Raw genomic sequence first — 25,938 nt, 5'->3', positions numbered from 1 at the left:
CCTCTTTCAAAAAGATTATTTATTCAGGGGATTGAGTGACAATCTGTGAATATGTTGTTTGATTGATGCGATGCATGACATTAATATCTTCAGGCATTTCTGAAGCATTACTCGTCTCAACAGCTAGTGATGCAAAAGCTGATGCATAGCGTAACGCGTAAGAAAACTGCTTTCCTTTTGCTAATGAGGCTGCTAGTGCACCATTAAAAGCATCACCAGCGCCCGCTGTATTTTTTACCACCGCAGGATAAGCTGGTGAGTAAATATATTTATAACCGTCATAAGCTAATGAACCTTTACTACCTAAAGTAATGACAACTTTATTAACACCTTTTTGATAAATAGCATTGGCTGCATTTTTAGCAGATACTAAATCAACAACTTCAATACCTGATAATAAGCTGGCTTCTGTTTCATTAGGTGTTAATATATCTAACATTGGCAATAACTTATCAATAATTTTATTGTAAGGTGCAGGATTTAAAATAATAGGAATATTATTTTCATTTCCGATTGAAATAATTTCCTTTAATGCTTCAATATTAGTTTCTAATTGCAATAAAATTATACCGGCATCTATAATTTTATCTTTTTGTATTTTTACCTCATCAGAAGAAATATCCATATTAGCCCCTGAATAAATAGAAATAATATTTTCACCACTCTCTTCTGACACAAAGATTGATGCTGTTCCAGTTTGATGATTTTCAGTTTGATATATCGTTGATGTTTTTATTCTTGATGACGATATAAAATTTACTGCATAATCACTAAACTGATCAGTACCGATTTTGGTGATAAAATGCACCTGTGCATCAGCATAACTTGCCGCTAATGCTTGATTACATCCTTTACCTCCTGGTGAGAAGATAAATTTATTCGCCAATAAAGATTCCCCGGTTTCTGGCAGTCTGGGCAAATAACTAATCATATCAACATTAAATGAACCTAATACACATACTTTATTTACTGCCGGCTGCCCCGCTAAATTAATTTTATCAATTTGATCATTACATTCTAAAAATTGTATGATTTCTTTTTTGGCAACTTTGTCTAATGTTTCAAATTCAATAAAGGCCCCACCATGGCATCTTTTAATTATTCCTTTCTCAGCCAATGTATTTAAATCTGATCGTATGGTTTCTTTGGTAACACTAAGCTCTTTTGCTAAAACAGAAACTTTTACTGCACCATGACCTTTGATCAGATTAACAATTTTTTTATGACGCTCTGCTTTCATTTAATGTTACCTCTATGGCAACAACTTTAATTTATTAGTTGTTATGGGATTGTGATTACAATCATATGTTATTTATTAAAAGCAAAAAAAAGCAGAAACACAAAAATAAAAAACAAAAAAAAGCAGAAATAAATAATGATAGTAATAAGATTACTTAATATATAGAAGCCATCTCCCCTCTCATTAAAACACAAATAAAATCAAATAATAAAATAACAAACACTATATTGATTATAAAACAATCTAATATTAATTATTTGTTTTTTAAAACTTAAATAATTAACTTAAAAAACAATAAAAAATAAAAACCTTATTTTATAATAATTTAGAGTTATTAGAATAATCAAAAATAAAAATAATCATCACTATGTTTAAATAACCAACTATTTTAGTGAATCGAGCAAAGCTTAAAATAAATTAATCATCCATTTTTATAGTTCATAAATTAGTACAATTCTTCTTACCATTAAAATGTATAGCCAATGATAATGTAAATTAATCATGTCAACTTATAATTAGAAATACAGATACAATGATTAAAATAGAAGCAGTTTTTATTGTCTCATTTTGTGAGGTAGATAACATTAATAACAACAGTCATTGAACAAACTAAGTACAAATAACCTATTTTAAGTAGGCAAAGTAAGTAAAAATCTTGCTTTATTTATTGATTTATTTTTTTACTCGTCAATCTTTGGCTTATTTTGTAAATAGCTGAGAATACTAAAGCACTAACAGCAACTCACTGATACAAAATATAACTCCAATAAAAAATAAAAACTTAGATATAAAAACTAAAAATCACAAAATTCAAGAAGATAAAATCAGCAACAATGTGTTCTAAAATATCTAATACCTAAATAGATTGTAAAACAACCTATTTATCAGACATATTCCGACACATTTATTTTCTAGCGATGTTTAAACTTAGTGTCTAAGATTATAAATATAAATTGAGCACCAATAATCTGATAAATACACAACGTAAAGACATAAGGATATACCTATGAAAATAAAATCACTTATTGCTATTTCATTATTAAGTGTTAGTGCTTCTCTTTTTGCCGCTGAAAGCACCAGCACAACACAACAAGTTCAAGGCGTAACTCAAGCACAAAAAGATCTCAATGATTATGAAAAAGTCATGGTAGAAAAAGTTTGGGTTACCACGCAAGCCATTGACGAGAAAGGCAATAAAGTTGACGCTAATAATCCACAAGTCAGTAATTATTTTGGCCTAGCAGAATATTATCCTAATGGCACTTTTATTATGTTTACCCCTGAAGGTAAACAAAAAATGCAAGGGGATTGGTCAATGTCTAATGATGGAAAAACGCGTACATTAGTTGCCAAAGATGCACAAGGAAAAACACTATTTACTCGTGATGTAGAAAATATCACCATCAATAATGATGAGTATACCTATCGTATTTACCCAACTGAAGGGGATAATACTGTTTATTTTGATATTATTCATCACGTTAAGAAGTAATCATAATACGTTGTTTCACCTGTTATAAATAATTAAAGGCTATTTTATGGTAAGTAAAATAGCCCTTTTTTTAGTTGTATGACCTTAATATAACTAGCCTTAAATCAAATTTTGAGCTTCCCCATCAACCCAATAAATCACGTTAAGCGCTTCTTCTGGTGTTGGGACTTCCAGTTTGCTCAACATTCTTTCCATCACTTTATCGGGAACCGCTTCCTTTCTTGCGCTGTTTTGTTTTTTCCATTGCAAATAAGGGACTTCAATATATACCAATGTCACTTTAGCTTGATAACGATAAAACAGAGCAATAAGCTGATTACGCATTTGTTTAGTAATATTTGTTGCATTCCAAACAAAAGGCTTATGCTCTCTTAAATTTATTCTCGCTTGCTCTTTGGCAAGTTGTGCAATCCATCCATTCGCATCACGATCATCTGGTTTTATATTATGCTGCTGACGTAATGCATCTAAACTTACTACAGGCATATCTGCACAATATTGGCGAATATAACTATCTTTGCCCATTCCCGGTAGCCCACAAAGCACAATAACTTCACTTCCTTGCTCTGGATAAGGTTCATAGTGAGGATCGACATTATTTTCACTATGAAAATAGTGAAATCGAGCGCCATCAGAAATAAATCGTGCGGGTGTTCTCCAACAATTTAATTCTTCACAGTAAAGTGTAAATAACGCTATTTTATCCAATAAAGCGGACTTATCTTCACAGCTTCGTCCCAGAACATCCGCCTTAGCCAGCAATGCCAATAAATAGCAATCTACTCTTAACGAAGCCGCTAATAAGGCTTTTTTAGGATCGGGTTTATCCATTAACCATAAAGGTAATCCGTGATAGCGTACTAATGCCGCAATCTGTTCTCTATCAATAAAGCTAACCGGCACTTTTTCATATAAAAAACGTCTTGTCGTTAATTCTCCTTTACGAGCATGGCCTGGCGAAATAATTCGCCCATTCTCTTCACGGGTAGTTGAACGTTTTTCTACATCATGTAAAAGTGCTGCAATCCATAGAATTTGTTGCTCTCTTTCTGACAGCTCTTGGTATTCAGGGAGTGATTTTATAGCGTGGATCACCTGTTGTGTATGAATAGCTACATCACCTTCAGCATGGTGGATCGGATCTTGTCGAACACCGGACATATCACTAATTTCATTATAGTACTCACCAAGTTGTTCCCATGACATTTCGCTATGTAATTTTTTATGAAGCATCATGAGACTCCTGTGTTTTTTCCCAAATCAGTGGCGCTCTTTTCCAATTACGTTTCCAATGCACATCTGTTTTAACATGATCTTTTCTCACATATTTAAACACCCGATGTGAAAATTCATCTAATGAAAATGCTTGAGCATCTCGTGTGACAATGCCTTCCATCGCACTTGGTTTCTTGGTTAACACATCTCGTGATTGAAAAGAGCTATGCTTTTGTGCGTGTAAAATAATATTCTTTTCAAACTCTATTTTATTTTCCGATTTTGGTAGCGAGATTTCCGGTACGGTGGGTAAATCAAATAAAGTGGCATAAAATTGCACTTCTTCCCAACTTAGCCATTTATCCTGACAACGTATGGCAAAAACATAGAAATACTCTTCCAAATGTTGGTATTCAATAGAATGAATGGCATAAAGATTTTCACCAAAAATATCTAAATTACCTAAATCATTTCTGATGGATTGCCAACGCTGGCGTAGTTGTACTGTCCATGCAGATTGTGTCGGAGTCGCATGAGAGCGAGCAAAAACCCCCATTCGATTTAAGCAATTATTTTCACCATCTAATTTTTCAGTATGAATAAGATGCTTTATTTTGCAAATATCTTGCCACCAATTGGCATTAATACGATCATCGCTTGTTGTGCCTGGTGAAAAAGGATAGTGATATGTTCTGTCATATTTTTTTGATTGATTATTCATTGTGTTATACTCATTAAGTAACAGGAACCCTACTAAATTTATATTAAAATTCAGTGAGTATATTTATCTGTATTTGCACTATTTATCTTCAGTGCCTTAATGCGTATTACATAACCACAACCTAATAACTCAAAAATAACAAAAGAAATAATTTTTAACATACTACCTGTATTATCAAGATAGCACTAGAAAAAAATGTTTATATTTATTATTCATTTTCTCTCAATTTTTTTCGTTATTTAACACTCCATGATGATTGTTCATCTATCCTTAATAGGGTGACAACGCTAATAATGTCACTCTATGGGTATTTATACTTAAATAATGATAAATATCTTAATCCTCAGTCGCTGTTTACATAACGATATTGCACATGGGAGGTAGTATGTATCACGATCTTCAAGGAAAAGTTGCTGTAGTAACAGGTTCGTCACGAGGAATTGGTGCAGCAGTAGTGACGAGATTAGCTCAAGAAGGAATGAACGTTGTTATCAACTATCACTCTGATGAAAATGAAGCTCAAGCATTAGCCGATAGCTTAAATAAACATGGTAAAGGTAAAGCGATTATTTTTGGCGGTGACATTAGTGATGAAAAAATTGCTCATAACTTTATTTATAAAGCGATTGACCACTTTGGTCAGCTCGATCTTCTGATCAATAATGCGGGAATTGAGACACAAACCCCTTCCCATGCAGTGAATTTAGAAGATTGGCGTAAAATTATTGATATAAATTTAACCAGTTATTTTCTAACGGCTCGCTCCGCATTGAAATATTTCGTTGAGAATAAGATCAAAGGCAATATTATTAATATGTCTTCTGTTCATGAAGTGATCCCATGGCCGACTTTTGCTAGTTACGCTGCCAGTAAAGGTGGCGTGAGAATGTTAACGCAATCACTGGCTCTTGAATATGCACACTATGGTATTCGTATTAACGCCATTGGCCCTGGTGCTATTAATACCCCAATAAATAAAGAAAAAATGCAAGATGATGCGTTACGCAAAGAATTAGAAGAGATGATCCCAATGAAATATGCCGCAGAGCCTGAAGCAGTGGCTAATGTTGCTGCTTGGTTAGCATCGGAGCAATCTACTTATATTACTGGACAAACTATTTTCATTGATGGCGGTATGACACTTTATCCTTCATTTCAAGGTGGAAAAGGTTAAAGCCGTTCACTGTCGTCCATACCGTTAAGATAACCTTCTTTCCAAATTTTGCGGTTTATTTATACTTATTCTTTGGGAAGAAGGCTTTTATCCTTATTTTATTCAATCAAAATAACATTTTCGGAATGGATAATATTATCAGGAAAAATAAGTGCTCTTTCAGAAATAAACGGCATATGTAATGTACGTGTGCCCGTTGAAATAGAAACCCCTGCTTTTAACCATGCATCAGCCACCAGCTCTGTACAATAAACACCTTTATCTTGCTGAATACTGAAGTTTTCCCCTACTCGATTTAAAACAGCTTCTAACGCTTGTTGTCGTGCTTGTTCACTTCCACGCACTTGGTAAAAGCGTACAGAATTAGGCTTAGCACGACTGATAAAGAAATCCAAACTATCGATAGTAACACCATCTTTACTATCAGCATGTTCACTGGGTGTTGAGTGAACAACCTGTATACCTTGCTCAGTTATCCACAACATTCCTACGTGGCTGAACCCGCTGTTATCAACTTGCTTTATTATGTCGCTAATAACTTCATCACCATCGCGAAAAACCAGATCACCACTTTTTAACTGATAAGGCAAAGCGAGCACAGTCAATGTGCTCGCTAAGTATAAAGTTAATGCAAGAGTAAAGCGTATTATCACTTAACTTCAACTTTCCATTTGCCATCAACTTTGATCATATTTTGATTTTCTGTTTTTTCTTCACCATTTTTCAACACTGTTTTGAGTGTGACAACGGCTTTATTTTTATCTTCGCTGTATTCAACTTTTGCTACTTCAACCTTACCCAAGCCACCTTGCTCTTTAATTTTTTTGCCCGCTTCGGCAACGATCATTTTAAATTTGCCGGTAATTTGCTCTGCCATTGGATCTTTTTCTAAATCACCAAAATACATTAATGACACAGCCTTATCACCATCACCGGAAGCGACAGCTTCAATAAATTCAACCGCGGCTTTTCCTGCTTCGTCTTGTTTATCACCACATGCAGATAATGTCATCATTGCCACCGCAAGAAACATAAATCCCATCATTTTCTTTAACATAAATTCACCATCACCATAAATATTTAATTTAATACAATAAGCATCTTATATAAAAAGGAAAACCATCTCATATAACACACTAATTTATTTATAAACTATGTTTGTGCAATAGAAAAATAACTTTTCTATCGCGGAATTATACGTGACATTAATAGGTTTCGTCATAAATTTTTTTTAATATAGAATAATCCTAGTAAAAAATATTTGAAAAAATCCTCCCAACAATCAAGTAAAATATTTCTATCTATATTTATAAAAAAATATTGAATATATAATGAATCTAAAAGTGAGCAGAAACATTATTGCCATATAAAACTTTTTTATGTTCTATTTTTGTATTTTAATCTCGAAAAAAGAGGATCGGCAACGCATCACGCTGTCGCCATTAACAGATTCAATAAAAATAGTTATCTGTTAGCGAAATAGGTAAAATGCCATATCATTGACAAAGCTTATTTTAAAACACACAAATACAGTATGTTGCAAAATCAGTTACGATAGTGATACAAAATTACAATAACGTTTATCTCAATAAAACAAATCTATTTGTTTTTTAATATTTAATCATGATATGACAACACGATTTTCTAAGTAGACCTATAACATTTCGGTGTAAAATACAAATAAAGACTAGAAATTTTGTGACACAATGCGCCTTTTTACACCATTAAGTCAATTTAAGATAAATAGAAACTGCATTTTGGATCATGAATAGGTAATCTAGCCATCTGATTTCAATGACCAAACATGAATAGTTAAAAGGGTATGCTATGTTTACTTCACAGCTCATGCTGGTCGGTTATGTTTTATTAGTCAGTCCATGCGGGCATGATTCTTGTGATGCGGTTCCAGTAACAGAAACCATTTATACCAAAGATGAATGTACTATTCGCTTAAACTATCTCAAAAAGAAAAGACCCGATCTCTATATTTTTTGTGGTGAAGTATTACGTGATCCCGAAGTGACCGATGAAAATCCATACCTAACACCGCCAAATAGTGCCGATGATGTCTTTCAATTAAAATAATCACCCTTTTTCGTTGAACACCCCACAAAATACAATTTAATTTGTTTTCTAGTTACGGTATACTCTTTATACTTAAAATATGTAAGGACACGTATTAGGAGTCACTCATGTCTATTGCAAAACGCACCAAAGACAAACGTATTGCGTTAGGTTTAACACAATCTGAGCTTGCTACCTTGGCGGGTACAACGCAACAATCAATTGAACAGCTTGAGAGTGGCAAAACCAAACGCCCTCGTTTTTTACCTGAATTAGCAAAAGCGTTAAATTGTGAATTATCGTGGTTGCTCGAAGGGGATAATAAACAAACACCCGCTTCTGAAATACCTCCCCAAGATGAATGGCATTCAGTCAGTGAATGGGATAACGATACCCCTCTCAATGCTGATGAAGTCGAGATCCGTTATTTTAAAAGTATTGAACTTGCCGCTGGTGATGGCTGCTGTACTAACGAAGATCATAATGGTTATAAATTGAGATTCTCCAAAAGCACACTACGCCGCTATGGCGCTTCACCACAAAATGTGATCTGTTTTTCCGTCTATGGTGATAGTATGTCTCCGGTTATTCCAAATGGTTCAACAGTGACCGTTGATACAGGTAATACGCGGATTGTGGATGGCGGTATTTATGCTATCGAACAAGATTCATTATTTAGAATAAAATTACTCTACCGTCAGCCAGGCGGAAAATTAATTATTCGTAGCTACAATAAAGATGAATTTCCTGATGAATTTGCAGAAATTGACTCCGTTAAAATTATGGGACGCGTTATTCACTGGTCTGTGATGGCTTGGTGATCATCTGCATATTTTTATTTTAGTTTTTACTTTCTTGCACAATTTTCCCATTAGATAATAACAGCGTTTTATCTGCTAATGCTTGCAATTCACGAGGCTCATGAGTGACTATTATCATCGTTATCTGCTGTTTTTTTAATGAGATAATAAGCTCCCACAGCTGATAACGTGTTTCCCAATCCAAACTTGAAAAGGGTTCATCCATTAATAACAGTTTGGGTTGGCTAATGAGTGCTCTTGCTAATGCAACTCGTTGCTGCTCTCCCCCTGATATTTGAGATGGATAACGTGTTGCTAAATGAGCAATTCCCATCTGTTCAAGTAACGCTATCTCTTTTTCTTTACTGCGCTTTTGCTTAGCCGCATATTGTGCCAACCATAAATTTTGCTTTACAGTGAGAAAAGGGAATAAATAAAGACGCTGATTTAAATAACGACAGGGGCGCTGCCAAACAGGTAATTTATTCATATTTTGGTTAGCTAAAACAATATCCCCTGTATAGTCGGTATAACCGGCAATAGCATTGAGTAACGTTGTTTTGCCGCTACCTGATGAGCCACTGATCCCTAAACAACACCCTTGCTCTAGGTGTAATGAAACCTCTGTTAAAATACCGGTAGTTAACGAGTGAATGGTTAACATGCTAATTTCCTATCACGCTGTAAACGGTGTAAAGCAAACAATAGAGTAATTGCAATTGCTATCAGTACTAAAGCGCAACCTATCGCAAGCGAGAAATCACCACTCGCTATATTTAAATAGATTGCCATTGGTAAGGTTTCTGTTTTTAATCGTGTGGCCCCTGCCAACATTAATGTTGCCCCAAACTCCCCTAATGCTCGAGAAAAAGCCACAATACAACCACTGATTAATACAGACCAACAAAGTGGGATCTCAACCAAAATAAGCGTTTTTGTTGGTGTTAATCCTAAATTCTGTGCGGTTTGAATATAAGCAGGATCAATGGCTTTAAACGCCGCAAGGCTATTACGCATAATGATTGCACTTGCCACATATGTTTGAGCAATAATAATCCCCAAGGGAGAAAAAAGGGCGCGAGATAATTGAGGGAAAACCCCTGTTAAAGGCCCTTGATGACCTAACAATAATAATAATCCAATACCTATTACCAAAGGAGGCGTGACTAAGGGTAAATCGAGTAACGCATCAATAAAACGCTGTCCTTTAAATGACGATCTTGCCATCATCCAAGCTGCAGGTACAGCTAAGAGCACAGCTAAACACAATGATGTTAACGCGGTGCTCAGTGACATCAATACGGCAAAATGAAATTCAGCATCAGTAATAACCATGGTGAGTTCGTGATAAGAGAGTTGGCAAATTAATGCAATAAGTGATCCCAATATCAAAAATAATAATAATAAAAGTGGTATTAGTGCCCAACGATACACAGTGAAGCCTTCTCTTAATCTACTAATGACATTTATTGTAAAAATGAAAAAAGCCACCTGTGAGCCGGTGGCAAAAATACAAATAATGTGAGAAAAATCTATGGTTTTGAAATAACAGGAAGAAAACCATAATCAGTAAAAGCCTTTATTCCTTCGGGACGAGAAAAATAATCAGCCAATTGTTGTGCTTGTGTGGGATTTGTTGAAGTTTTTAACACCGCTAATGTCGCAATTTCTTCGGGGCTTCCTTCAGGTATGGGTAATAAAACTAATTTATCTTGATTTTTCATTGCATCAGCGTAACCAATAATGGCAGCATCAACCTCACCATTTAATAAATACATAAGTAACTGTTTAATGGTTGCTGTACGAACAACCACTTTATTTCGTAACTGCTCACCTTGGCCTGACGCTTCGATTAATTGTTCACCGCTTTTACCTAATGCAATTGCTTTTGCATCTCCCATACCTAATTTCAATGAACTATTTGCAAGATCTGTAATAGTTTTGATCTCACCGATTTTATCTTTTCTGACAGCAATAACAGGAATATGACGCACAATAGGATATTGGCTAACCACCTGATTTTGTTTCGCTAACTTCTCTACATACTCTTGAGAGCCGGGAAAAAACAGATCACCTTGTTGAGTGAGATTAAAGCGTGTAAGAATTTGGCCTGAACCGCCATATTCGATAGTCACTGTATTGCCGGTTTCTTTTTCAAATAGACCAACAACTTGCTCTACAGGCTGTTTTAATCCTGCGCCAGCATAAAGATGAAGCTCTACAGCAAAGCTATTATGGCAAAATAATCCTAGCGCAAAACCTAAACCTACCAAAACTTGGCGTTTCATAACATCCTCAAACACAATATCGTTATGTAATTTTTTATATAATGATAGATATGAGAAATTAAGGCAAGATCTTAGTAAGAAAAAAACAGCAAAGTGCTAGCAAGCTATCATTTTACTTTTCATCTCTAATTTATTTATTAAGATATTTTTATCACTCTGTACCTAGAATAAAAATACATAATCACTCATATTTTGATAAGCGATCTAGATGAAAAATAACAGCGATATTAATAACAAATCCTCGTTTAAACGAGGATCTCACTATTAAATACTCAACTCCAATAATGCTAATGCCGTCACTTCATCGATGACAATATCTGTAGCATATCCCCCTTTTATTGCGCCTATGGTTGCAGCAACATTTTCAACGCCTCCAGCAATAAAAATACGCTGTGGGATCTGTCTTAACTGTGCAAGACTAATTCCCATAATTCTAAGGTCGATATCAGAAAGCAGAGGATTACCTTGTGCATCATAGAATCGACCACAAATGACACCAACAGCACCTAAATCGCGATATTGTGCCATCTCATTTGTGGTGAGTACGCCTGTTGTAATCAAAGGATTGTCATCTTGAGTATTACCCACTACAAACAAAGCTTTATTACATTGATTTAAAGCAGAGAAATTACGCCGTATTATGGGTTCTGCTTGTAGCTCCATTGCCAAACGTGCATTTGACACTACAGCCGGTACATGCAAATTAATACTGCAACCTGAAAACTTATTGGCGATCAAAGCGGCAGATTCCGCAGTAGTAAAATCAGGTTGTGGGGCTACAGCCCCAATCATTTGTAACACGGTGACATTTTCTAGTGTTTTAGTGGGGAGATAGTGCCCTAGTTTATGGATTGTTCTTCCCCAAGCTACACCTAAAATATCATCATTGCTGATTATCTGAGAAAGATACATAGCCCCTGCTTTAGCTAATCTTTCTCGATTCATATTTGATGTTTGTTGCGATTTATTCTTTTCTTCATCAGGTAAAATAAGCACATTATTAAGATTAAATTTTGCTTTTATTCTGATTGAATAATCAATCGTAGAAAATACTGATGAATCCAAGCTTATATTAACGAAACCTTTTTCTCTCGCGAGATGTAAATACTTCACAACAGTCACTCGAGAAACGCTCATAATATTTGCAACTTCACTTTGACTGAGTCCGTCCTGATAGTAAAGCCATGCAGCATAAAGAACGGGATCATTATCAAATAAACTCGCATTTTTTAGCGAATTATTATCCATTTTAAACCCCACTATTTTTTATAAATCTTATTAATAATTAATTTATTTTATATTTACGATATTGCAGAAGGTAATAACAATTTTTATTGAATATGTTCTTATAACACAATTAGATACATTTCATTTAACAACTACTAATATCGGCAAATGGGTGTTTTTCTTTACAAAAAGAAACTCAAAATATGTAAAATCCACTTAATAATGCCGTAATTATCTCATATCGAGAAAGTTTTTTTTGAAAATATGTTTTTATTCGGTTAAAAAGAGAAATCTTAGCGTTAAGTTTTAAAAAGTTTTATTTTGATGATATTAAAGTTAATTACCCTATAACAAATTAACCATAGACTCATTAATACAGAGGAAAAATATGATTATCGCTTATTCAACAGCCCCTAATGAAACTGTCGCCCATGAAATAGCTCACCATCTTATACAGGCGAAGCTTGCAGCTTGTATTAACGTCCTTCCTAATATCAAATCTATCTATCATTGGAATAATGAAATTGTTGAAGATAATGAGGTACTTATGATGATCAAAAGCGAGAGTTCAAAACAACAGATTTTGATTGATACACTAGTAAAAATGCACCCTTACGATACACCAGAAGTCATTATTGTCCCTATAGAAAATGGGTTTCATGGTTATCTAGAATGGATACATCAAAGCCTAAATTAATGATTATTTCATTGCATCATCATGCTATTTCATCTTATTTGTGATAAAAATGATAGAATATTGTAAATAAAACAATACTTACAATCTCAATAATGAGACAAATAAACAAAGTAAAATATTAAGATTAATTACTATTTAACTGCTAAATCATTTTTAAAAACTTTTCTTTTTGAGATTATCTTTATATTCACAGAAAAAATATAAACAATAAATTATTATTAATTTTTTATAAATCAAAGAAATGAACAATAATACGCTAATGAGCAAAGGAAAAAATAAAAAAACAACAAAGTGGTTTTTATAGGTTATTATCCTAAAGAATAAATTTAACCGATATCTTACCCTAGTTATTTTCTGTTATAATTAACAAGCTTTCTCTATATTACATGTAAAAAAGGAGTGAGTTGTGAAAACAAACAGAGTCGCAAGACGTATTTTAGGTTTACCTTATAATTTAAGTCGGTCTAAAAAGAAAGTGCGTTTTTCCATTATTACGCCTACAGAAAGTGATAATCTTCCCGCAGAGTTAAAAAATGCAACTCGGATCTGTTTAAAACAAGATTTCAGAAAAAATGCGCAAAATAAGCGTATTTATATGAAATTAACCGATGCTTATCCAGATTATCTTCTAGTAAGTTAATTACTTATGCCTAATGTTAGATTATAAATAACTTTTATTTTATTATTTATAACTAATAGTTTATCCCTTACGACTTTGTAAGGGATAATAGTATTCTATTATTGATATAATTCTTTACGAATATTCACTAATACTTGCTTAATTAATTGAGGATTGATTTTTTCTGGTAATTGACTTTGTTGAAAAGCTTGCTCAATTTTTTCTATTAATATTTTGCTTCGCTCAAATAATGTTTCATAACTTAAAGCCCCAGATTTAATTTCTAACAATTCATCCCTGTTATCACACCAAACTTTGACTTTTTTTTCAGTGGCAATTCCTAATGCAATATAAAGCAACCTAAAAGTGTGCATCATATTTTTACTATCGTAACTTCGTCCATGTTCAATATTTTGCTGATAGCGGGCTTCATTACGCTCCTCAACCCATTGCCAATAAGCATGATACTGCTTGCAATAGGTACTGTAGCCGTCTTTATTAAAACTAAGATAGGCTTGTAATATGGCTGTTTCAGAGACACTGCTTAGTAAAACATCGGTGGCATTATCTTTTTTTATTACGCCTTGATAATCACTATTTGGATCATAAAAAACTGCATAAAGATTTTGTGCATGATTGATTTTAACCAACCCAATATTTTGCTGCTCCCAACAACGTTTTTTAAGCCAATTATTCAGTAATAGGCTTTTTCCATCTTCAATGATATAACAGAAATCAAGGATTGTTTTTAACTCTTTATCTATAGGATCCATGATCTTCTTATTTAACCCTTGCGCTTTTTTTATTTGCCCTTGAGCATAATGCACAAAAGTCTGTACGCATTCCTTTGATAAAAACCATTCTGGGTTAAATTGCATAAATAATGGATGACGATAAATAACAACATGCTCTGGTGCATTTAATAATTCTAAAATATTAGGATTAGACGCACACAGTAATTCAACAAATCGCCCTAATTCATAATAAACAATATCATTAGTTTTATTACTTACTTGTGGCACATAATCAGAGCAATAAAACATCTCTTTAGGTAGATAAAAAACACCTTTAATATCAGTATCTGAACTATCTGTTGCCAAATTTTGTGAACGACTACCTGAAATTGTTTCAAATAAAAGGTAAGGCTTTATATTGTCAATGGTCAGTTTCATCAAGTATTTTCCTAAACCAATTATTTAATATTTCACTATCTGGTACGGTGCGTTTCGCTAATTGAGTTGCTGTTTCTTGCCATAAAAAAGTGATCAGTTTTTGCATATTATCGGTTGGTAGCCAAGTAAAGTGTTCATCTTTATCTGCTTTAAAGCTCACTAACTCTCGAATAATTATTTGCTCATCTGTGGTTAATATATTTATTAGCTGATTAAGCTCCATCGGTGGGATATTCCCCGTTTTTACTGTCCAATAAGCAGCTAAAAGTGAACGTAAGAGATAGAAATATTTTTTTAATTTTATGGGCTCATCTATCGCTTTACTTGCATGACTCTCTTCAAAATGATGTCTACTAACGGCTTTTGCGATCCCTCTATAATGATGAACAATGCTTTGGGGTTGATAATATAATTGTGCCAACTCAAATAATTCTTTTTGGATACCAGCATATTGTTGATAAACAATAGGTGATTGTAACCACTCAAATAAGATAGCATTTGACTTACGTAATAGATGCAATGCTTTCGTAATATCCCAAGCTCCTACATCAAACCAATTATTTTCTATCCACTCAAATGTTTCTTTAGGTTTATCAATTGAAAGATATGCATTGCGAGGCCGCATAAAAATACCACGTACATCATAGTCACTATCCGTTGATGCGAAGCCCCAAGCACGGCTTCCACTTTCAGCAACATAAAGTAGTTTTATTTGATGCATTTGCTCTATTTGTGGCAGTTTTTTTAATATCTGATTATGCATGATGATGTTACTCGGTATTTCCTTACAACTCTTAAATTTAATAATGTTGCCAATTATGATGATGACTAGAGCTAACAATAGCAACATAACTACTTTAGTGTCTTAATTTTATAATTTATTTTTTGATACCGTCTCCTATACCGTCATTTTTTTCGGTTCTTGTCAACCATTAGCAACCATAGAAAACAAAAAAGCCACCAGTAACATACTGATGGCTCTTGGTTTTTTAACCTTTATCAACTATTGCTGATAAACGTTATTTTATTCCCACTCTAATATCAATGATAAGGAAATAAATCTATATAACATATAGTTAGAATGGCAATCACTATTGATACCATCATTTATACCATGCACAGGATTTTTTCGATTTTTTGCGGTTCGTCAACGTTTTAGTTCAACTTTGACCTAGACTGAAGATTCTTGCATATCACGATAATCCCCACTAAAAACAAGTGTGTTTATAAGTAGATTTTTCTTGTAATCTGAACTGGAGAAATCTTTATAAAAAATCACGTTTTACCGACAGCCAGATTATGGCAAACCGAGGAAAAACACACCTGCGTATAGTAAAATCCAACTAGCAGCTAACAGTAATAATGGCTAACACAACCAATACCGCTAATGCCATTAGTTCCATCATTAAAGCAGTGGCAAACTCTTTCCAGCTTAATTCTGACGTTGCTTCAACAGTTCAGTCATATAACCCAAAGCCTGTATCAAGAATGCGAGAAGATCCTAGTCAACTTGAACTTAACACTGCTAATAAGTGAAAAGTACTATAAACAAAAAAATTTTTACACAGGGTTATGTCATCATCTTTCCCGTCAGTGCCACAACAAGATCAATACAATCAGAAAAACCTTTTTATCTGCTAGTAAAATATTTTCGGATCAAGACCATTTTCAACACACATATCCCAAAGCAGCTTATAACCATCATCTGAAACCCATTTTTTTACTCTAGTTGGATCGGCACCTATAATTCGGGAAACTTCCATTAAAAGCTCCCTCTTAGAATAAGACTTTCCCGCAAGCCAAAAAGGAAACTGATCATCTTTACTGTATATTAAAAGTTCGAAAATTGTTGCTGTTTTACCATCAATAGTTTGAAGGTTTACTTCACCAAGACCATTCAAAAAACGATATTCTGGATTTTCCCAGCTAGGAATAACACCTCGATATGGCGCACCATCTGATAGTACTTCAACCAACCTAGATACAACTTTAGAAGCATCGGTTACATCTGTAATTCCAACTATTCCACTCAATCCTATATGCTTATTGTCGATATCTTCCTTAGTAACATTAAACCAAATCGGAAGTATTTTTTTGCTCCCATCAATATTTTGTCTAATAAGAATATCCATTTCGTATGACGTCCAATTTTTTGAAAGGTAAGCTGGACTTAATACTAAAATTCCTGTCCGTGATTCATTCAACCCCTTTTCAATTGAATCAAGTAATCGTTCTCCAACCTTAAGAGACATGGGAGCAAACCAAATACTTAACCCATTTCTCTTCAAACCAAACGCCACATCTGACACAAAATCATTATCTTCTTCTGCATATGATATGAATGAATCGTGCAATTTATTCTCCTTATTTTTTAATTAGTTAAATAAAACAGACATCAAATGGACTATTCATGAAGCAAACACATTAATAGCAACTATCAATATATTATATACGACATTGCAACGATAAAAATTACTAACATATCTATATGTATTTACTTAATTTCATGTCCCAAACAACACCATTATCTGCGATAATATTATATAAAAATATAACCTTAACCTAGACCTAAAATAGCTATAAACGAGAAAACTAGTGTATTATTGACAATAATTTACCTTTATGTAATAGTGATATTCAATCTTTACGCGTTAGAAGCGCTACTGACTTCATCTGGTGTATCACTAGAATATTTGATTGTTTATATTTTGACCACGGTCACGTCAAAAATCCCTTCGTGATTTGTTGCCGCAACCGTGGCCATCTAGGTAAAGATTTAAAATGGCCTCACTACGAGGCCATTTTTAAACGCGTTGGTCTTATGGAAACTATTAATCAACTTACTTCAATATTTCTTAATCATATTGAAGTAGAAAAAATAAGTCTAAGAAACCTACCTAATTACATATTTTTTTGTGGTGGAGGTATAAATGGTGATGACTTATCAAAAATAAACACATCTGAATTGGGGGAATTTAACTCATTACGGTGTGCTATTCTACATTACCTTAGTAGTCAAGAAAAAGAACTATATCAGGATGTTATTCTTGCTGAAAAATTTCATGATTGGTTAGATGACGCTAACATTAACAATCTTATTGACTTCGAAGTTCTATTAGCAGGTCTAGCTACAGCAGTTATTCTTATCGTTGAAGGACCTGGAGCACATGCTGAGCTTGGCGCATTTAGCGTCATGCCACAAATATCATCTAAACTTATTACTATTTATAACGTGAATAGTATTAAAAATGGTCAAAGGACTTTTATTGAATGGGGGCCTATTAAATTTCTTGAAAAAAATGAAAAAATAGTTCTTCGACATGAATGGGGGGTAATCTATCAACTAGAAGACAATGCCATATCCCAACTAATTGATTATAACGATGATTTCAAAGCGCTAGTGAATCTTATAGGTACACAACTAGCAAAAGATATCCAGGGGAAAAGTAAAAAAACAGCTGTTTTTTCAAGAGAAACCCCTTCTGATATGTGCCTGCTCGTTGCTGATTTAGTGTATGTTTTTTCTGCGCTTAAGCTAAGAGAAATTAAAACATATATAAACGAATACCTTAAGATAGATTTAGAAGAAAAAATTTTAAAAGAGTACTTATATTCATTAAAAAACCTAGGATTAATAAAAGAAAAAAATGCTGGTGCAAAATATTTCTTACCCACGGAAAAAAACAAAGGGTTTATTAAATATCAATTTAAAAGTTCCCCTGATCTCCCAAATAATTTTTCTGCAAATTATGTAAAATCCACTCTACTCTCTTTTTATATAAAAGATGATAATGAAAGGGCGTATGCATTAGGGCTAAGGTGATAATATGAAATACCTATTAGATATTTTAGAACATTCAAAAAAAACAATTGATGATTTAATATTCAATTACTTAACTGCGCCAAGAAAATATAAAGAGTTTGAAATTAAAAAAAGAAGTGGCGGATTTAGAAAAATATCTCAACCATCTTTTGATGTTAAGTTATATCAATATCTAATTATGGAGAATATTTTAGCAAAATTACCAATTCACGATGCTGCAACTGCATACAGATACCATAAGTCAATTTACCACAATGCCCTACCACATAAAAACTCTGATTGGATTTTGAAATTAGATTTTAAAGATTTTTTTCATTCAATAAGACCAAAGCATCTGAAATCCATTCTCACAGATGTATACAAGGATATTTCAAGTATTGAGATTGATATTTTAAACCACTATTTATTTTGGATGGATAGAGGTGATCAAAAACTTAAACTAAGTATCGGTGCACCCTCATCTCCAATTGTTTCAAATATCGTTATGTACAAATTTGATGAAACAGTATTCAATATGTGTTCTGAGAATAATGTCATCTACACTCGCTATGCAGACGACATAACATTATCCTCTGACAGTCGTAATATCTTACTAAAAGTTGAAAGTGAATTAAAAAAAATAATTGCAGATACCCAAGAACCCTTATTAATATTAAATAATAACAAGCGAGTTTTACTTGGGAAACAAAAATCCAAGAGAATTACGGGAGTTGTTATTACGCATGAAAAGAAATTATCTGTTGGCCGATATAAACGAAAAAAAACCAAAGCGATGCTTCATTTATACGTAAATAATAAATTAAAGAAAGGTGATATTCCTATATTACACGGAACTTTATCATATATAAATAGTATTGAAAGTGAATATTATCAATTACTAGAATTAAAATATGGTAAAGCTACATTTAGAAAACTAACTAAAGATGCCTTTTATATTTCAAAAATGAAATATAAAAACATCAATAAAAATGATATGGATAATTAGTTTATGTATTTTTTCATTAGAAAGTTGTTATATGTAATAGGCTTACTTAGTAGCACTCTAACAATTATTGGTTTTTCCAATAAAAATTACACAAACTACATCTCTGATAACTACTTATATATATTAGTATTTATAATTATCGCGTCTCTATATCTTTCTAGAGAAAGAAATTCTATAAATATAAATATTTCTCCAAAAGTAAAGCTAACAATAAAATATAACGATATATTTTCAGAGAAAGGAATTGTTATCATACCTGTTAATGACTATTTTGATACTCTTGTTGATGATGAAATAATCTCAAGAAATACACTACATGGAAAATTCATAAATAAATTTTATTCCGATGATATCAATCAATTAAATAATCAAATAAAAAAAGAACTACGAAACCATCATGGTGAAAAAATTCCGAGTAGAAAACATGGTAATAAAGTAAGATACCCACTAGGTACTACAATTAAGATACGAAGAGATGATCAAGTTTTTTTTCTTGTAGCATTTACTAGGTTTGACAAAAACAATAGAGCTCAATTAACAAACTTAGAATACCAAGAAACAGTAATAAAATTAATAGATTTTATTGAAAATAATTCAAATGGATATAAACTTAATATACCATTATTAGGCGCTGGCCATTCCGGTGTAAATGTGAAAAAACAGCAACTACTCGAGTTCTTGATTTTTTCATTAAAAATAAAAGATAACTTAACTCTAATTAATGGTGTTAATATTATTTTATCTAAAGATTTAAAAAAAGAGTTAAGTTTAAAATTAATAAATTATTACTATCATGTAACATGATACATTGATAAAAATTAACTTATAACTAACTTTTAGAAAATAGTTCAAATTCCTTAAGACCAATATCTGGTTCTCTCTTAAAGCCGCCTATACTGAAAAATTTTATTACAGAAATGCATCCAAAGGCGATTAATTACAACTTTTGGATTAACATTATGTATACTTATGCACTTTTGAGATTAAGTCTATGCTCCCTGAACATCCTATTTTTTGCCCCCTAACTTCTATCTGAGAACAAAATACTGTAGGCATGTTGGAAACAGCTTCTTCAACTTGCAAGCTTTTATACGTAATATATTGTTTTATCTTCTAAAGCTAAAAAACATATGAACTACTACGCAAAAGATCACTTCTAGGTAACTTAAAGAAACCTAGGAACACTATGAAAAAACTAAAATTGCAGTACCAGAACCCTGAAAATTATTTTGGAATAAAAAGGGAATGGAAATACTACCCTTTCCTTCGCAGTTGGATACACAAAAATTTCAGTACCAAACAAGAGAAAGGTTACTACTTTTTACACAAATTTGAGTATAAAGATTACCCGTTAAGACTACGCTCTGCTAGAGGAAAGCAACTGGCAACTCCCTGGGATGACTACCCAACAATGACTTATAAGCTTGGAAAAAGCTGGAAACATAACTCCAAAAGAAAAAATCAATATTTTCGACAGAGCTGACTGCTTCAGCAGATAAAAAGGCGGCTAATTACCGCCTTTGAATCAACAAATCATAATATTAACAACACTTCCTGAAGCTTAACCCGTGCTTCCTGAAAATCCTGCTTTGTGGCATCTCCGGTTTCTGCTTGGTAATAAAGCACCGTAAACATGTTGGCGACCGCTTCGGCAACTTGTGAGATCTCGCGTGCAGCATCTTGATTTATAAACTCTAAAGCTGCCAATTCACTCGCTACGTGATGAATTGTTCTTTGAACTTCTGTATTATGTGGAGCTGTCATATATCACCTCATATCCAGGTGGTCTGTGAAAATGCAGGTCAGTGCACCATCACTGGCCTGCGTGCTTTAAAAACACTAGCTAGAAAGCCCTGCGGCTATTGAAAATGGACTATCTTCCGATTTCCCCTCAAACACATTACTGGCTAGTTCACTACAAAATTGCTCATTTTTAACTTTGATTTCACGCTTTTTAATAAAATTAGCTATTTCTTCTGTTGCATCTACTTTTTCCTCCGCGAGCACAACATCAATCGGCTCATAGGCAACTTTTGCATTAAAATCCGCATTCTGGTCAAGTAAATCAAATGCGACCAAGAAGCTACTTTGTTTCATGTTCAATGCCTCTTATCTATCTGATTTGTTTCGATTAACAAAGTCGTTAACCTCATCATTATCAGTCGTTGATTGATTCATGCTGTGCTTATCACTTCCTGACAAAGTATTATCAGAAAACTCAGTCCTATCAGCACTTACCTCTTCCATATCATCACGAGTTGACGAATCTGCATCGTTAGTGCGGTTTTGGGGGCTTACAGAAGATCTATCCGTGCTATCTAAACCAGCGGCCTTGCTGAAAGGTGAATCGCCTGAATCAGTATTAGACTCCGTGCTTCTATTTTGTGTTGTCTCACTTCCTCCACTTGGCATTGCCCCATCAGCCATGCTGCTTTGTGCTTGCTCAAAAGCTGCTTTTATCGCACTGATACCACTAGTTGCATTAGCAGCCCCGCTTGCTATCGCACCACCTGCAATTTTTATTCCTGTCGCTCCCATACTGGCAGCCGTCATCACTGTTCCCATTGCAGCTCCTGCACCGAATGAACCAATCCCCATCGTTCCGATATTACCGCCAGAAACTAAACCTGAAATCATCGGTGGAACCTTGTTCACTAAAAACAGTAAGCAAAGAGAAATAACTAACATTACGGCTAATTCCTGACTTGCCATGTTCTCACTGATTTTATTGTGATAATCCAGCAAAAATTGCTTACCAATAGCGACAATAAGAACCATAGACAATAGCTGTGCGGCTATACCAAGAATGGATTTGTAATAGTTGATCGCCATGGCAGAAGTCCATCTGGAACCGCCAAAACCAAGGAAAAACACGCCTGCGTATAATAAAATCCAACTAGCAGCTAACAGTAATAATAAATTCACTGAAATAATGGCTAACACAACCAGTACCGCTAGTGCCATTAGTTCCATCATTAAAGCAGTGGCAAACTCTTTCCAGCTTAATTCTGAAGTTGCCTCAACAGTCCTGTCATATAATTCAAAACCCATATCTAAAATGCTGGAAGGACCTAATTTACTGCTACTCAGCCCTCCCGCCTCGGCTCCCAACTGTTGCAATGAATCCACTATTGAACCTGCTATATTCATTCCGTGCGTTGCATTCGAGAGTAGCCACCAATAGAAACCAGTGAAAATAGTAAAACGAACCAATTCAGCAAAGAACTCACCAATATCCGCTTTACGTAGCGCCATCATGCCAAACGTCCACACCATAGAAATAGTTACTAATGTCCAGAATAACCGACTGGCAGCACCTTCTATTGTTGGAGCCCAGGTTGAGGCTGCGCTATGAAAACGATTAAGAACATCATTCATCACACCGCTACTACTTAGTTCTTGTGCTAATGCAATATCAGGAAATAACCCTAATATAATTAAGAAACAACATGAGATAGTGACTTTCATAATTTATTCCCTTAAAAGTTGTCTTCTGGACTTGATTTAAATTCCCACTCTCTCATTCCCTTCGATTTTCTTATGGAGTTACATTCACCAATAAACATTTCCTGTAAACTCTTATCTTTAATTTCCGATAATGACCTTTCATAATTATCTTCATGGCATGTTATTTTATTAGCCTCTATAATTGTCCTTTCACATCCAGTTAAAAAAACACAAAATAAAGTCAACGCGATAAAAAATAAATTATTCATATTTATTACCTCAATAATTATCGGTTGGGCTTGGTTGATAATTCCATGTCCGTAATTGCTTTTCTCTTGCTGCACCTCGAGCCTCATCATCCAGTTCAGAGGATAGTCTAGCCGCAGCGGCATTCTGCTGAGTAATTAATAAACTACGAATTTGTAATAGCTGGTTTGCCTGATTACTCGCCAATTGGTTTGCATAACCAATTGCTGCTAATTGTCCATTAGCGCCTTGGGCTGCTTGTTGTAAACGTTGTAATTTCCTTGCATCTTCTTGTATATTTTTTTGCTGCTGATCTAATCCACGAAATAGCGCATCGTTCGCAGATTTCTGCGATTCAAAAGCCAATATGCGATTTTCTTCCATTGCTTTTTTTTCTGATGGCGTGCATCCGCCTGTACCATTAAAGCAAGGAGACCCTCGATAATATGAAACATCCTGGAATTTACTCAGGTATGCATCCAAGCTTCCTAATTGATTCTGATAGTGCTGAAGTGTATCCGTTGCCTGTAATAAATTATCAATCGTAGATTGAGCCTGATCCCAGATATAGGCCGCAGGTGCTAATGTGTTTTGTAATTGATTTTCATATTGTTGTAGTTGAGTTTGGTACTGTTCAATTTGCTTCGCTGTTTGGGCTACAGCTTCCATAGCAGACATAATGTTCTGGCTTAAATTCGTACCATCAAGTACGGGAATGCCTGCTGACATAGCAATTGGAGGCTGTATGTAAATCACAGTTGTAATTGAAGCGACAAACATAATTTTAGCCGCTAAAATTTTTATTTTTTGCATAGGTATACCTCTTTATAAAAGATAATTAACATTAAGATGCTGCTTTTAATTACTGGATATTTATTTTTTAAGTCTGAAGTAAATTTTAGCCGCTAAAATTTACTATTATTTTCGCATTACAATATCTTTCATTATTCTTCCTATTTCATTTTGATTAGATTCTATTTTGTTTAATACTGCTCTTATGGTTACACTGCTAATGTTTTTTGTTTTGATATTATTTGTTAGCCATAATTTTAATAGCCCTCCTAACCGACCTAAATCACCATTTATTTTTGCTAGCTCTCTAACACATTCATAATCAACTATTCCTGTTACTCGATAGCCTTGACCTACTTCCCGTAAATATTTAGCAACACTCATACCTGCTTTTCTAGCTTGAGATTCAATATTCTCTTTTTCACTTCGCAAACAATAAACTTTTATAGGCGTGCTATTCTTCCGTGTTTCGTTTAATTCTTTATTCATCATCACCTCATTAATAGCGGTAGCTTATAACCTCGTAGAGCAGGATTTATTGTTGAGCACCGAAGTGCGAATAAAATCGAGTGAAGAGCGACTAACAACTTGTTGGTAGTCCTACTTCACCTATCCTGCCCTAACTTCAGAGTTCATTACTTCACTTCATACTCATACAATAAATCGCTATTTTTTCGCTATACCTAAATTAACTGCTTTATATCGCCACATTCTTACTATCATTTAATAATTTAGTGATAAAACAGCGATTAAATAGTGTCGTTATAGTGCTCAAATAGCATTTCAATAGCGTTTGAGTTGTGTTCTGGTAGTGTTAAAACATCATTTTATTGATTCGCCCTTTGGGCGAACCAAACGCCAGGAAAGAAGCTTTATTTCACAGATAAAACTTTGTTCCTTTCTTGGCGTTCAAACCATCGGCGTATGCCGATTGAATTTAGGTGTTATGTCCGCATAAAGCGGGCAATACACCTTTTGTATATCCTGAATAATTCTAAAGATCCTGCCAAAACCAAAAATATCGGGCCCCTGTGAGTCAACATCGGGCCGTTGTGAGTTATATTCGGGCCCCTGTGAGTTACTCTCGGGCCCCTGTGAGTCGTTTGACCCGATTTTCTGAATTGATATCAACGCCTATAACGCGCAAACTTTCTATATCATCTTTAATTCTGGTTCGATAATTACTCATTGTCTTTGCGCTAACATCATTGCCACTTACTGCGACAAATAATGTATCAAGATACCAACCACCAGGCGGGTTATTATTATGTGTTAGTACATGGCGAGCTACTGCCTGGCTAATTCCATGTTTCAGTCGTGCAATTAATTCAGGCCGATAATATAAAGACAAATCACGCTCCAGTAACATAACAAGCGCGATACCTAGTCTTACCTTCCAAAGCCTGCGAACTCCTCCCTGACTATCCGGAAGAGGATTATTCCTCGTCATTGGTGACGGAATAACATGATCAATTAAGCCACCAATAATACGCTCCCCAATTTGATCAAGTTTTGGAGTCACAATTTCGACTGTTGCAGCCTTCAACTCCAGAAGTAATTTATTTAACCTTCCTCCACTATATTGATTGTCTGATAATACTTTCCTCAGTTTTGCAGGGTCGACCAGCAATTCTATTCCGCCATCATTTATGTCTCGCCTACGTTCTGCCACGAAAAGCATACTTTCAACAATATCAGCGTGCCGTTGACCCAGTCTTCCTGTCACTCTGCACCTGCCAAATGAAGTATCAATCCACTGACCTTTACGCTCTAAAGGCTTTTTACTCGGCTGATAAATAACCACTCTCGCCTGTAAAACTGTGCTTGTTGGAACAAGCCTCTTACCAGTTATCGTCATCGCTCATCACCACTGCTTTGTTTCTGGTTACGTTCTGACGTCTCTTTTTTGTCAAAGTAACTGGTAATAACACCCCCC

At 34.2% G+C, this 25,938-nt stretch carries 30 protein-coding genes; 11 read left to right on the top strand and 19 right to left on the bottom strand.

Annotated features, from left to right (window positions below; all coding sequences use genetic code 11):
- Nucleotides 1-19: 19 nt before the first annotated feature.
- Nucleotides 20-1,240 carry a PfkB family carbohydrate kinase gene (locus ACYUCW_RS05235; protein WP_163823040.1) on the bottom strand — a complete coding sequence of 407 codons (1,221 nt, stop codon included), beginning with the start codon at nt 1,238-1,240 and terminating at the stop codon, nt 20-22.
- 1,006 nt (nt 1,241-2,246) lie between these two features.
- On the opposite strand from ACYUCW_RS05235, the gene ACYUCW_RS05230 reads away from it, so the two are divergent.
- Entirely contained in the window at nt 2,247-2,732 is a 486-nt protein-coding gene (locus ACYUCW_RS05230) for a DUF4822 domain-containing protein (RefSeq protein WP_004243298.1), read from the top strand.
- Between the two features lie 99 nt (nt 2,733-2,831).
- Here ACYUCW_RS05230 and ACYUCW_RS05225 read toward each other — a convergent pair whose 3' ends face one another.
- Both ACYUCW_RS05225 and ACYUCW_RS05220 read right to left on the bottom strand, forming a co-directional pair.
- Entirely contained in the window at nt 2,832-3,968 is a 1,137-nt protein-coding gene (locus ACYUCW_RS05225) for an AAA family ATPase (RefSeq protein WP_460408255.1), read from the bottom strand.
- Nucleotides 3,955-4,668, bottom strand: coding sequence for an RNA ligase family protein (locus tag ACYUCW_RS05220; RefSeq protein ID WP_004243300.1), 714 nt, complete (start codon nt 4,666-4,668; stop codon nt 3,955-3,957). Before ACYUCW_RS05220 ends, ACYUCW_RS05225 begins: the two co-directional genes overlap by 14 nt.
- Before the next feature lie 385 nt (nt 4,669-5,053).
- Here ACYUCW_RS05220 and ACYUCW_RS05215 point away from each other — a divergent pair, with 385 nt between their 5' ends.
- Complete coding sequence (locus ACYUCW_RS05215) at nt 5,054-5,842, top strand: glucose 1-dehydrogenase (protein WP_004248258.1); 789 nt, start codon at nt 5,054-5,056, stop codon at nt 5,840-5,842.
- A 98-nt stretch (nt 5,843-5,940) separates the two neighbouring features.
- Here ACYUCW_RS05215 and ACYUCW_RS05210 read toward each other — a convergent pair whose 3' ends face one another.
- Nucleotides 5,941-6,495 carry a YiiX/YebB-like N1pC/P60 family cysteine hydrolase gene (locus tag ACYUCW_RS05210; RefSeq protein WP_004243303.1) on the bottom strand — a complete coding sequence of 185 codons (555 nt, stop codon included), beginning with the start codon at nt 6,493-6,495 and terminating at the stop codon, nt 5,941-5,943.
- Nucleotides 6,492-6,899, bottom strand: a complete 408-nt coding sequence (locus tag ACYUCW_RS05205; protein WP_004243305.1) for a DUF4878 domain-containing protein — start codon at nt 6,897-6,899, stop codon at nt 6,492-6,494. The genes ACYUCW_RS05210 and ACYUCW_RS05205 overlap by 4 nt, the downstream gene beginning before the upstream one ends.
- A 770-nt stretch (nt 6,900-7,669) precedes the next feature.
- Here ACYUCW_RS05205 and ACYUCW_RS05200 point away from each other — a divergent pair.
- Both ACYUCW_RS05200 and ACYUCW_RS05195 read left to right on the top strand, forming a co-directional pair.
- Nucleotides 7,670-7,927, top strand: a complete 258-nt coding sequence (locus ACYUCW_RS05200) for a hypothetical protein (protein WP_004243308.1) — start codon at nt 7,670-7,672, stop codon at nt 7,925-7,927.
- Nucleotides 7,928-8,034: 107 nt separating this feature from the next.
- Nucleotides 8,035-8,727 carry an XRE family transcriptional regulator gene (locus ACYUCW_RS05195; protein WP_036905601.1) on the top strand — a complete coding sequence of 231 codons (693 nt, stop codon included), beginning with the start codon at nt 8,035-8,037 and terminating at the stop codon, nt 8,725-8,727.
- A 19-nt stretch (nt 8,728-8,746) separates the two neighbouring features.
- Here ACYUCW_RS05195 and ACYUCW_RS05190 read toward each other — a convergent pair whose 3' ends face one another.
- The 4 genes from ACYUCW_RS05190 to ACYUCW_RS05175 form a co-directional block, all read right to left on the bottom strand.
- Nucleotides 8,747-9,370, bottom strand: a complete 624-nt coding sequence (locus ACYUCW_RS05190) for an ABC transporter ATP-binding protein (RefSeq protein WP_004248260.1) — start codon at nt 9,368-9,370, stop codon at nt 8,747-8,749.
- Complete coding sequence (locus ACYUCW_RS05185; protein ID WP_071233849.1) at nt 9,364-10,140, bottom strand: ABC transporter permease; 777 nt, start codon at nt 10,138-10,140, stop codon at nt 9,364-9,366. The genes ACYUCW_RS05190 and ACYUCW_RS05185 overlap by 7 nt, the downstream gene beginning before the upstream one ends.
- 98 nt (nt 10,141-10,238) lie before the next feature.
- Nucleotides 10,239-10,994 (bottom strand): molybdate ABC transporter substrate-binding protein, encoded by a 756-nt coding sequence (gene modA, locus ACYUCW_RS05180; RefSeq protein ID WP_004250908.1) that lies wholly within the window; start codon nt 10,992-10,994, stop codon nt 10,239-10,241.
- Nucleotides 10,995-11,258: 264 nt separating this feature from the next.
- Nucleotides 11,259-12,242, bottom strand: a complete 984-nt coding sequence (locus ACYUCW_RS05175) for a sugar-binding transcriptional regulator (RefSeq protein ID WP_004243314.1) — start codon at nt 12,240-12,242, stop codon at nt 11,259-11,261.
- Between the two features lie 367 nt (nt 12,243-12,609).
- On the opposite strand from ACYUCW_RS05175, the gene cutA reads away from it, so the two are divergent.
- Both cutA and sra read left to right on the top strand, forming a co-directional pair.
- Nucleotides 12,610-12,918, top strand: a complete 309-nt coding sequence (cutA, locus tag ACYUCW_RS05170; RefSeq protein WP_004243315.1) for a divalent-cation tolerance protein CutA — start codon at nt 12,610-12,612, stop codon at nt 12,916-12,918.
- A gap of 406 nt (nt 12,919-13,324) precedes the next feature.
- A complete protein-coding gene (sra, locus tag ACYUCW_RS05165; protein WP_004243316.1) occupies nt 13,325-13,558 on the top strand; it encodes a stationary-phase-induced ribosome-associated protein in 234 nt (77 codons plus the stop codon).
- Nucleotides 13,559-13,656: 98 nt separating this feature from the next.
- Here sra and ACYUCW_RS05160 read toward each other — a convergent pair whose 3' ends face one another.
- Complete coding sequence (locus ACYUCW_RS05160; RefSeq protein WP_004243319.1) at nt 13,657-14,709, bottom strand: DNA polymerase beta superfamily protein; 1,053 nt, start codon at nt 14,707-14,709, stop codon at nt 13,657-13,659.
- Nucleotides 14,693-15,472 (bottom strand): nucleotidyltransferase domain-containing protein, encoded by a 780-nt coding sequence (locus tag ACYUCW_RS05155; RefSeq protein ID WP_460408253.1) that lies wholly within the window; start codon nt 15,470-15,472, stop codon nt 14,693-14,695. The genes ACYUCW_RS05160 and ACYUCW_RS05155 overlap by 17 nt, the downstream gene beginning before the upstream one ends.
- Before the next feature lie 599 nt (nt 15,473-16,071).
- On the opposite strand from ACYUCW_RS05155, the gene ACYUCW_RS05150 reads away from it, so the two are divergent.
- The gene (locus ACYUCW_RS05150) at nt 16,072-16,245 is read left to right on the top strand and encodes a hypothetical protein (protein WP_170837708.1); all 174 of its coding nucleotides are present in this window, start codon (nt 16,072-16,074) and stop codon (nt 16,243-16,245) included.
- A gap of 101 nt (nt 16,246-16,346) precedes the next feature.
- Here ACYUCW_RS05150 and ACYUCW_RS05145 read toward each other — a convergent pair whose 3' ends face one another.
- Nucleotides 16,347-17,063: a toll/interleukin-1 receptor domain-containing protein gene (locus ACYUCW_RS05145; protein WP_074924073.1), complete on the bottom strand. Its 717-nt coding sequence runs from the start codon at nt 17,061-17,063 to the stop codon at nt 16,347-16,349.
- 467 nt (nt 17,064-17,530) lie between these two features.
- Here ACYUCW_RS05145 and ACYUCW_RS05140 point away from each other — a divergent pair, with 467 nt between their 5' ends.
- From ACYUCW_RS05140 to ACYUCW_RS05125, 4 genes are all read left to right on the top strand, one after another.
- Nucleotides 17,531-18,532 (top strand): retron St85 family effector protein, encoded by a 1,002-nt coding sequence (locus ACYUCW_RS05140; RefSeq protein ID WP_074924071.1) that lies wholly within the window; start codon nt 17,531-17,533, stop codon nt 18,530-18,532.
- A gap of 4 nt (nt 18,533-18,536) precedes the next feature.
- Nucleotides 18,537-19,517, top strand: a complete 981-nt coding sequence (locus ACYUCW_RS05135; RefSeq protein WP_074924070.1) for a retron St85 family RNA-directed DNA polymerase — start codon at nt 18,537-18,539, stop codon at nt 19,515-19,517.
- A 3-nt stretch (nt 19,518-19,520) separates the two neighbouring features.
- Nucleotides 19,521-20,321 carry a macro domain-containing protein gene (locus ACYUCW_RS05130; protein WP_074924068.1) on the top strand — a complete coding sequence of 267 codons (801 nt, stop codon included), beginning with the start codon at nt 19,521-19,523 and terminating at the stop codon, nt 20,319-20,321.
- A gap of 382 nt (nt 20,322-20,703) precedes the next feature.
- Complete coding sequence (locus ACYUCW_RS05125; RefSeq protein ID WP_074924067.1) at nt 20,704-21,000, top strand: hypothetical protein; 297 nt, start codon at nt 20,704-20,706, stop codon at nt 20,998-21,000.
- Between the two features lie 50 nt (nt 21,001-21,050).
- Here the strand turns inward: ACYUCW_RS05125 and ACYUCW_RS05120 are convergent, their stop codons facing one another.
- From ACYUCW_RS05120 to ACYUCW_RS05090, 7 genes are all read right to left on the bottom strand, one after another.
- Nucleotides 21,051-21,281 carry a type I toxin-antitoxin system ptaRNA1 family toxin gene (locus ACYUCW_RS05120; protein ID WP_074924065.1) on the bottom strand — a complete coding sequence of 77 codons (231 nt, stop codon included), beginning with the start codon at nt 21,279-21,281 and terminating at the stop codon, nt 21,051-21,053.
- Between the two features lie 75 nt (nt 21,282-21,356).
- Nucleotides 21,357-21,614, bottom strand: coding sequence for a hypothetical protein (locus ACYUCW_RS05115; protein WP_074924063.1), 258 nt, complete (start codon nt 21,612-21,614; stop codon nt 21,357-21,359).
- 12 nt (nt 21,615-21,626) lie between these two features.
- Entirely contained in the window at nt 21,627-22,985 is a 1,359-nt protein-coding gene (gene trbL / locus ACYUCW_RS05110) for a P-type conjugative transfer protein TrbL (RefSeq protein WP_081359191.1), read from the bottom strand.
- 11 nt (nt 22,986-22,996) lie between these two features.
- Nucleotides 22,997-23,233: an entry exclusion lipoprotein TrbK gene (gene trbK, locus ACYUCW_RS05105; protein ID WP_074924062.1), complete on the bottom strand. Its 237-nt coding sequence runs from the start codon at nt 23,231-23,233 to the stop codon at nt 22,997-22,999.
- Between the two features lie 10 nt (nt 23,234-23,243).
- Nucleotides 23,244-24,023 (bottom strand): P-type conjugative transfer protein TrbJ, encoded by a 780-nt coding sequence (gene trbJ, locus ACYUCW_RS05100; RefSeq protein WP_074924060.1) that lies wholly within the window; start codon nt 24,021-24,023, stop codon nt 23,244-23,246.
- A 105-nt stretch (nt 24,024-24,128) separates the two neighbouring features.
- Nucleotides 24,129-24,491 carry a conjugal transfer transcriptional regulator TraJ gene (gene traJ / locus ACYUCW_RS05095; protein ID WP_036971684.1) on the bottom strand — a complete coding sequence of 121 codons (363 nt, stop codon included), beginning with the start codon at nt 24,489-24,491 and terminating at the stop codon, nt 24,129-24,131.
- Nucleotides 24,492-25,080: 589 nt separating this feature from the next.
- The gene (locus ACYUCW_RS05090; protein WP_036971681.1) at nt 25,081-25,860 is read right to left on the bottom strand and encodes a hypothetical protein; all 780 of its coding nucleotides are present in this window, start codon (nt 25,858-25,860) and stop codon (nt 25,081-25,083) included.
- Between the last annotated feature and the right edge of the window lie 78 nt (nt 25,861-25,938).

The organism is Proteus sp. MB838, assembly GCF_054767435.1.
Note: the sequence above shows the minus strand (reverse complement) of the source record. Positions and strands in the feature narration are given on the sequence as shown.

Bases quoted from the DNA above. Each gene is read 5' to 3' on its own strand.
- ACYUCW_RS05135 (WP_074924070.1), top strand. From the start codon at position 18,537: ATGAAATACCTATTAGATATTTTAGAACATTCAAAAAAAACAATTGAT.
- ACYUCW_RS05090 (WP_036971681.1), bottom strand. From the start codon at position 25,860: ATGACGATAACTGGTAAGAGGCTTGTTCCAACAAGCACAGTTTTACAG.
- ACYUCW_RS05130 (WP_074924068.1), top strand. From the start codon at position 19,521: ATGTATTTTTTCATTAGAAAGTTGTTATATGTAATAGGCTTACTTAGT.
- trbK (WP_074924062.1), bottom strand. From the start codon at position 23,233: ATGAATAATTTATTTTTTATCGCGTTGACTTTATTTTGTGTTTTTTTA.
- ACYUCW_RS05115 (WP_074924063.1), bottom strand. From the start codon at position 21,614: ATGAAACAAAGTAGCTTCTTGGTCGCATTTGATTTACTTGACCAGAAT.
- cutA (WP_004243315.1), top strand. From the start codon at position 12,610: ATGATTATCGCTTATTCAACAGCCCCTAATGAAACTGTCGCCCATGAA.
- ACYUCW_RS05120 (WP_074924065.1), bottom strand. From the start codon at position 21,281: ATGACAGCTCCACATAATACAGAAGTTCAAAGAACAATTCATCACGTA.
- ACYUCW_RS05235 (WP_163823040.1), bottom strand. From the start codon at position 1,240: ATGAAAGCAGAGCGTCATAAAAAAATTGTTAATCTGATCAAAGGTCAT.
- ACYUCW_RS05150 (WP_170837708.1), top strand. From the start codon at position 16,072: ATGGCTAACACAACCAATACCGCTAATGCCATTAGTTCCATCATTAAA.
- traJ (WP_036971684.1), bottom strand. From the start codon at position 24,491: ATGAATAAAGAATTAAACGAAACACGGAAGAATAGCACGCCTATAAAA.
- modA (WP_004250908.1), bottom strand. From the start codon at position 10,994: ATGAAACGCCAAGTTTTGGTAGGTTTAGGTTTTGCGCTAGGATTATTT.
- ACYUCW_RS05175 (WP_004243314.1), bottom strand. From the start codon at position 12,242: ATGGATAATAATTCGCTAAAAAATGCGAGTTTATTTGATAATGATCCC.
- ACYUCW_RS05200 (WP_004243308.1), top strand. From the start codon at position 7,670: ATGTTTACTTCACAGCTCATGCTGGTCGGTTATGTTTTATTAGTCAGT.
- ACYUCW_RS05215 (WP_004248258.1), top strand. From the start codon at position 5,054: ATGTATCACGATCTTCAAGGAAAAGTTGCTGTAGTAACAGGTTCGTCA.
- ACYUCW_RS05230 (WP_004243298.1), top strand. From the start codon at position 2,247: ATGAAAATAAAATCACTTATTGCTATTTCATTATTAAGTGTTAGTGCT.
- ACYUCW_RS05160 (WP_004243319.1), bottom strand. From the start codon at position 14,709: ATGAAACTGACCATTGACAATATAAAGCCTTACCTTTTATTTGAAACA.
- ACYUCW_RS05205 (WP_004243305.1), bottom strand. From the start codon at position 6,899: ATGTTAAAGAAAATGATGGGATTTATGTTTCTTGCGGTGGCAATGATG.
- ACYUCW_RS05140 (WP_074924071.1), top strand. From the start codon at position 17,531: ATGGAAACTATTAATCAACTTACTTCAATATTTCTTAATCATATTGAA.
- ACYUCW_RS05220 (WP_004243300.1), bottom strand. From the start codon at position 4,668: ATGAATAATCAATCAAAAAAATATGACAGAACATATCACTATCCTTTT.
- trbL (WP_081359191.1), bottom strand. From the start codon at position 22,985: ATGAAAGTCACTATCTCATGTTGTTTCTTAATTATATTAGGGTTATTT.
- ACYUCW_RS05155 (WP_460408253.1), bottom strand. From the start codon at position 15,472: ATGCATAATCAGATATTAAAAAAACTGCCACAAATAGAGCAAATGCAT.
- ACYUCW_RS05195 (WP_036905601.1), top strand. From the start codon at position 8,035: ATGTCTATTGCAAAACGCACCAAAGACAAACGTATTGCGTTAGGTTTA.
- ACYUCW_RS05225 (WP_460408255.1), bottom strand. From the start codon at position 3,968: ATGATGCTTCATAAAAAATTACATAGCGAAATGTCATGGGAACAACTT.
- ACYUCW_RS05190 (WP_004248260.1), bottom strand. From the start codon at position 9,370: ATGTTAACCATTCACTCGTTAACTACCGGTATTTTAACAGAGGTTTCA.
- trbJ (WP_074924060.1), bottom strand. From the start codon at position 24,023: ATGCAAAAAATAAAAATTTTAGCGGCTAAAATTATGTTTGTCGCTTCA.
- ACYUCW_RS05125 (WP_074924067.1), top strand. From the start codon at position 20,704: ATGAAAAAACTAAAATTGCAGTACCAGAACCCTGAAAATTATTTTGGA.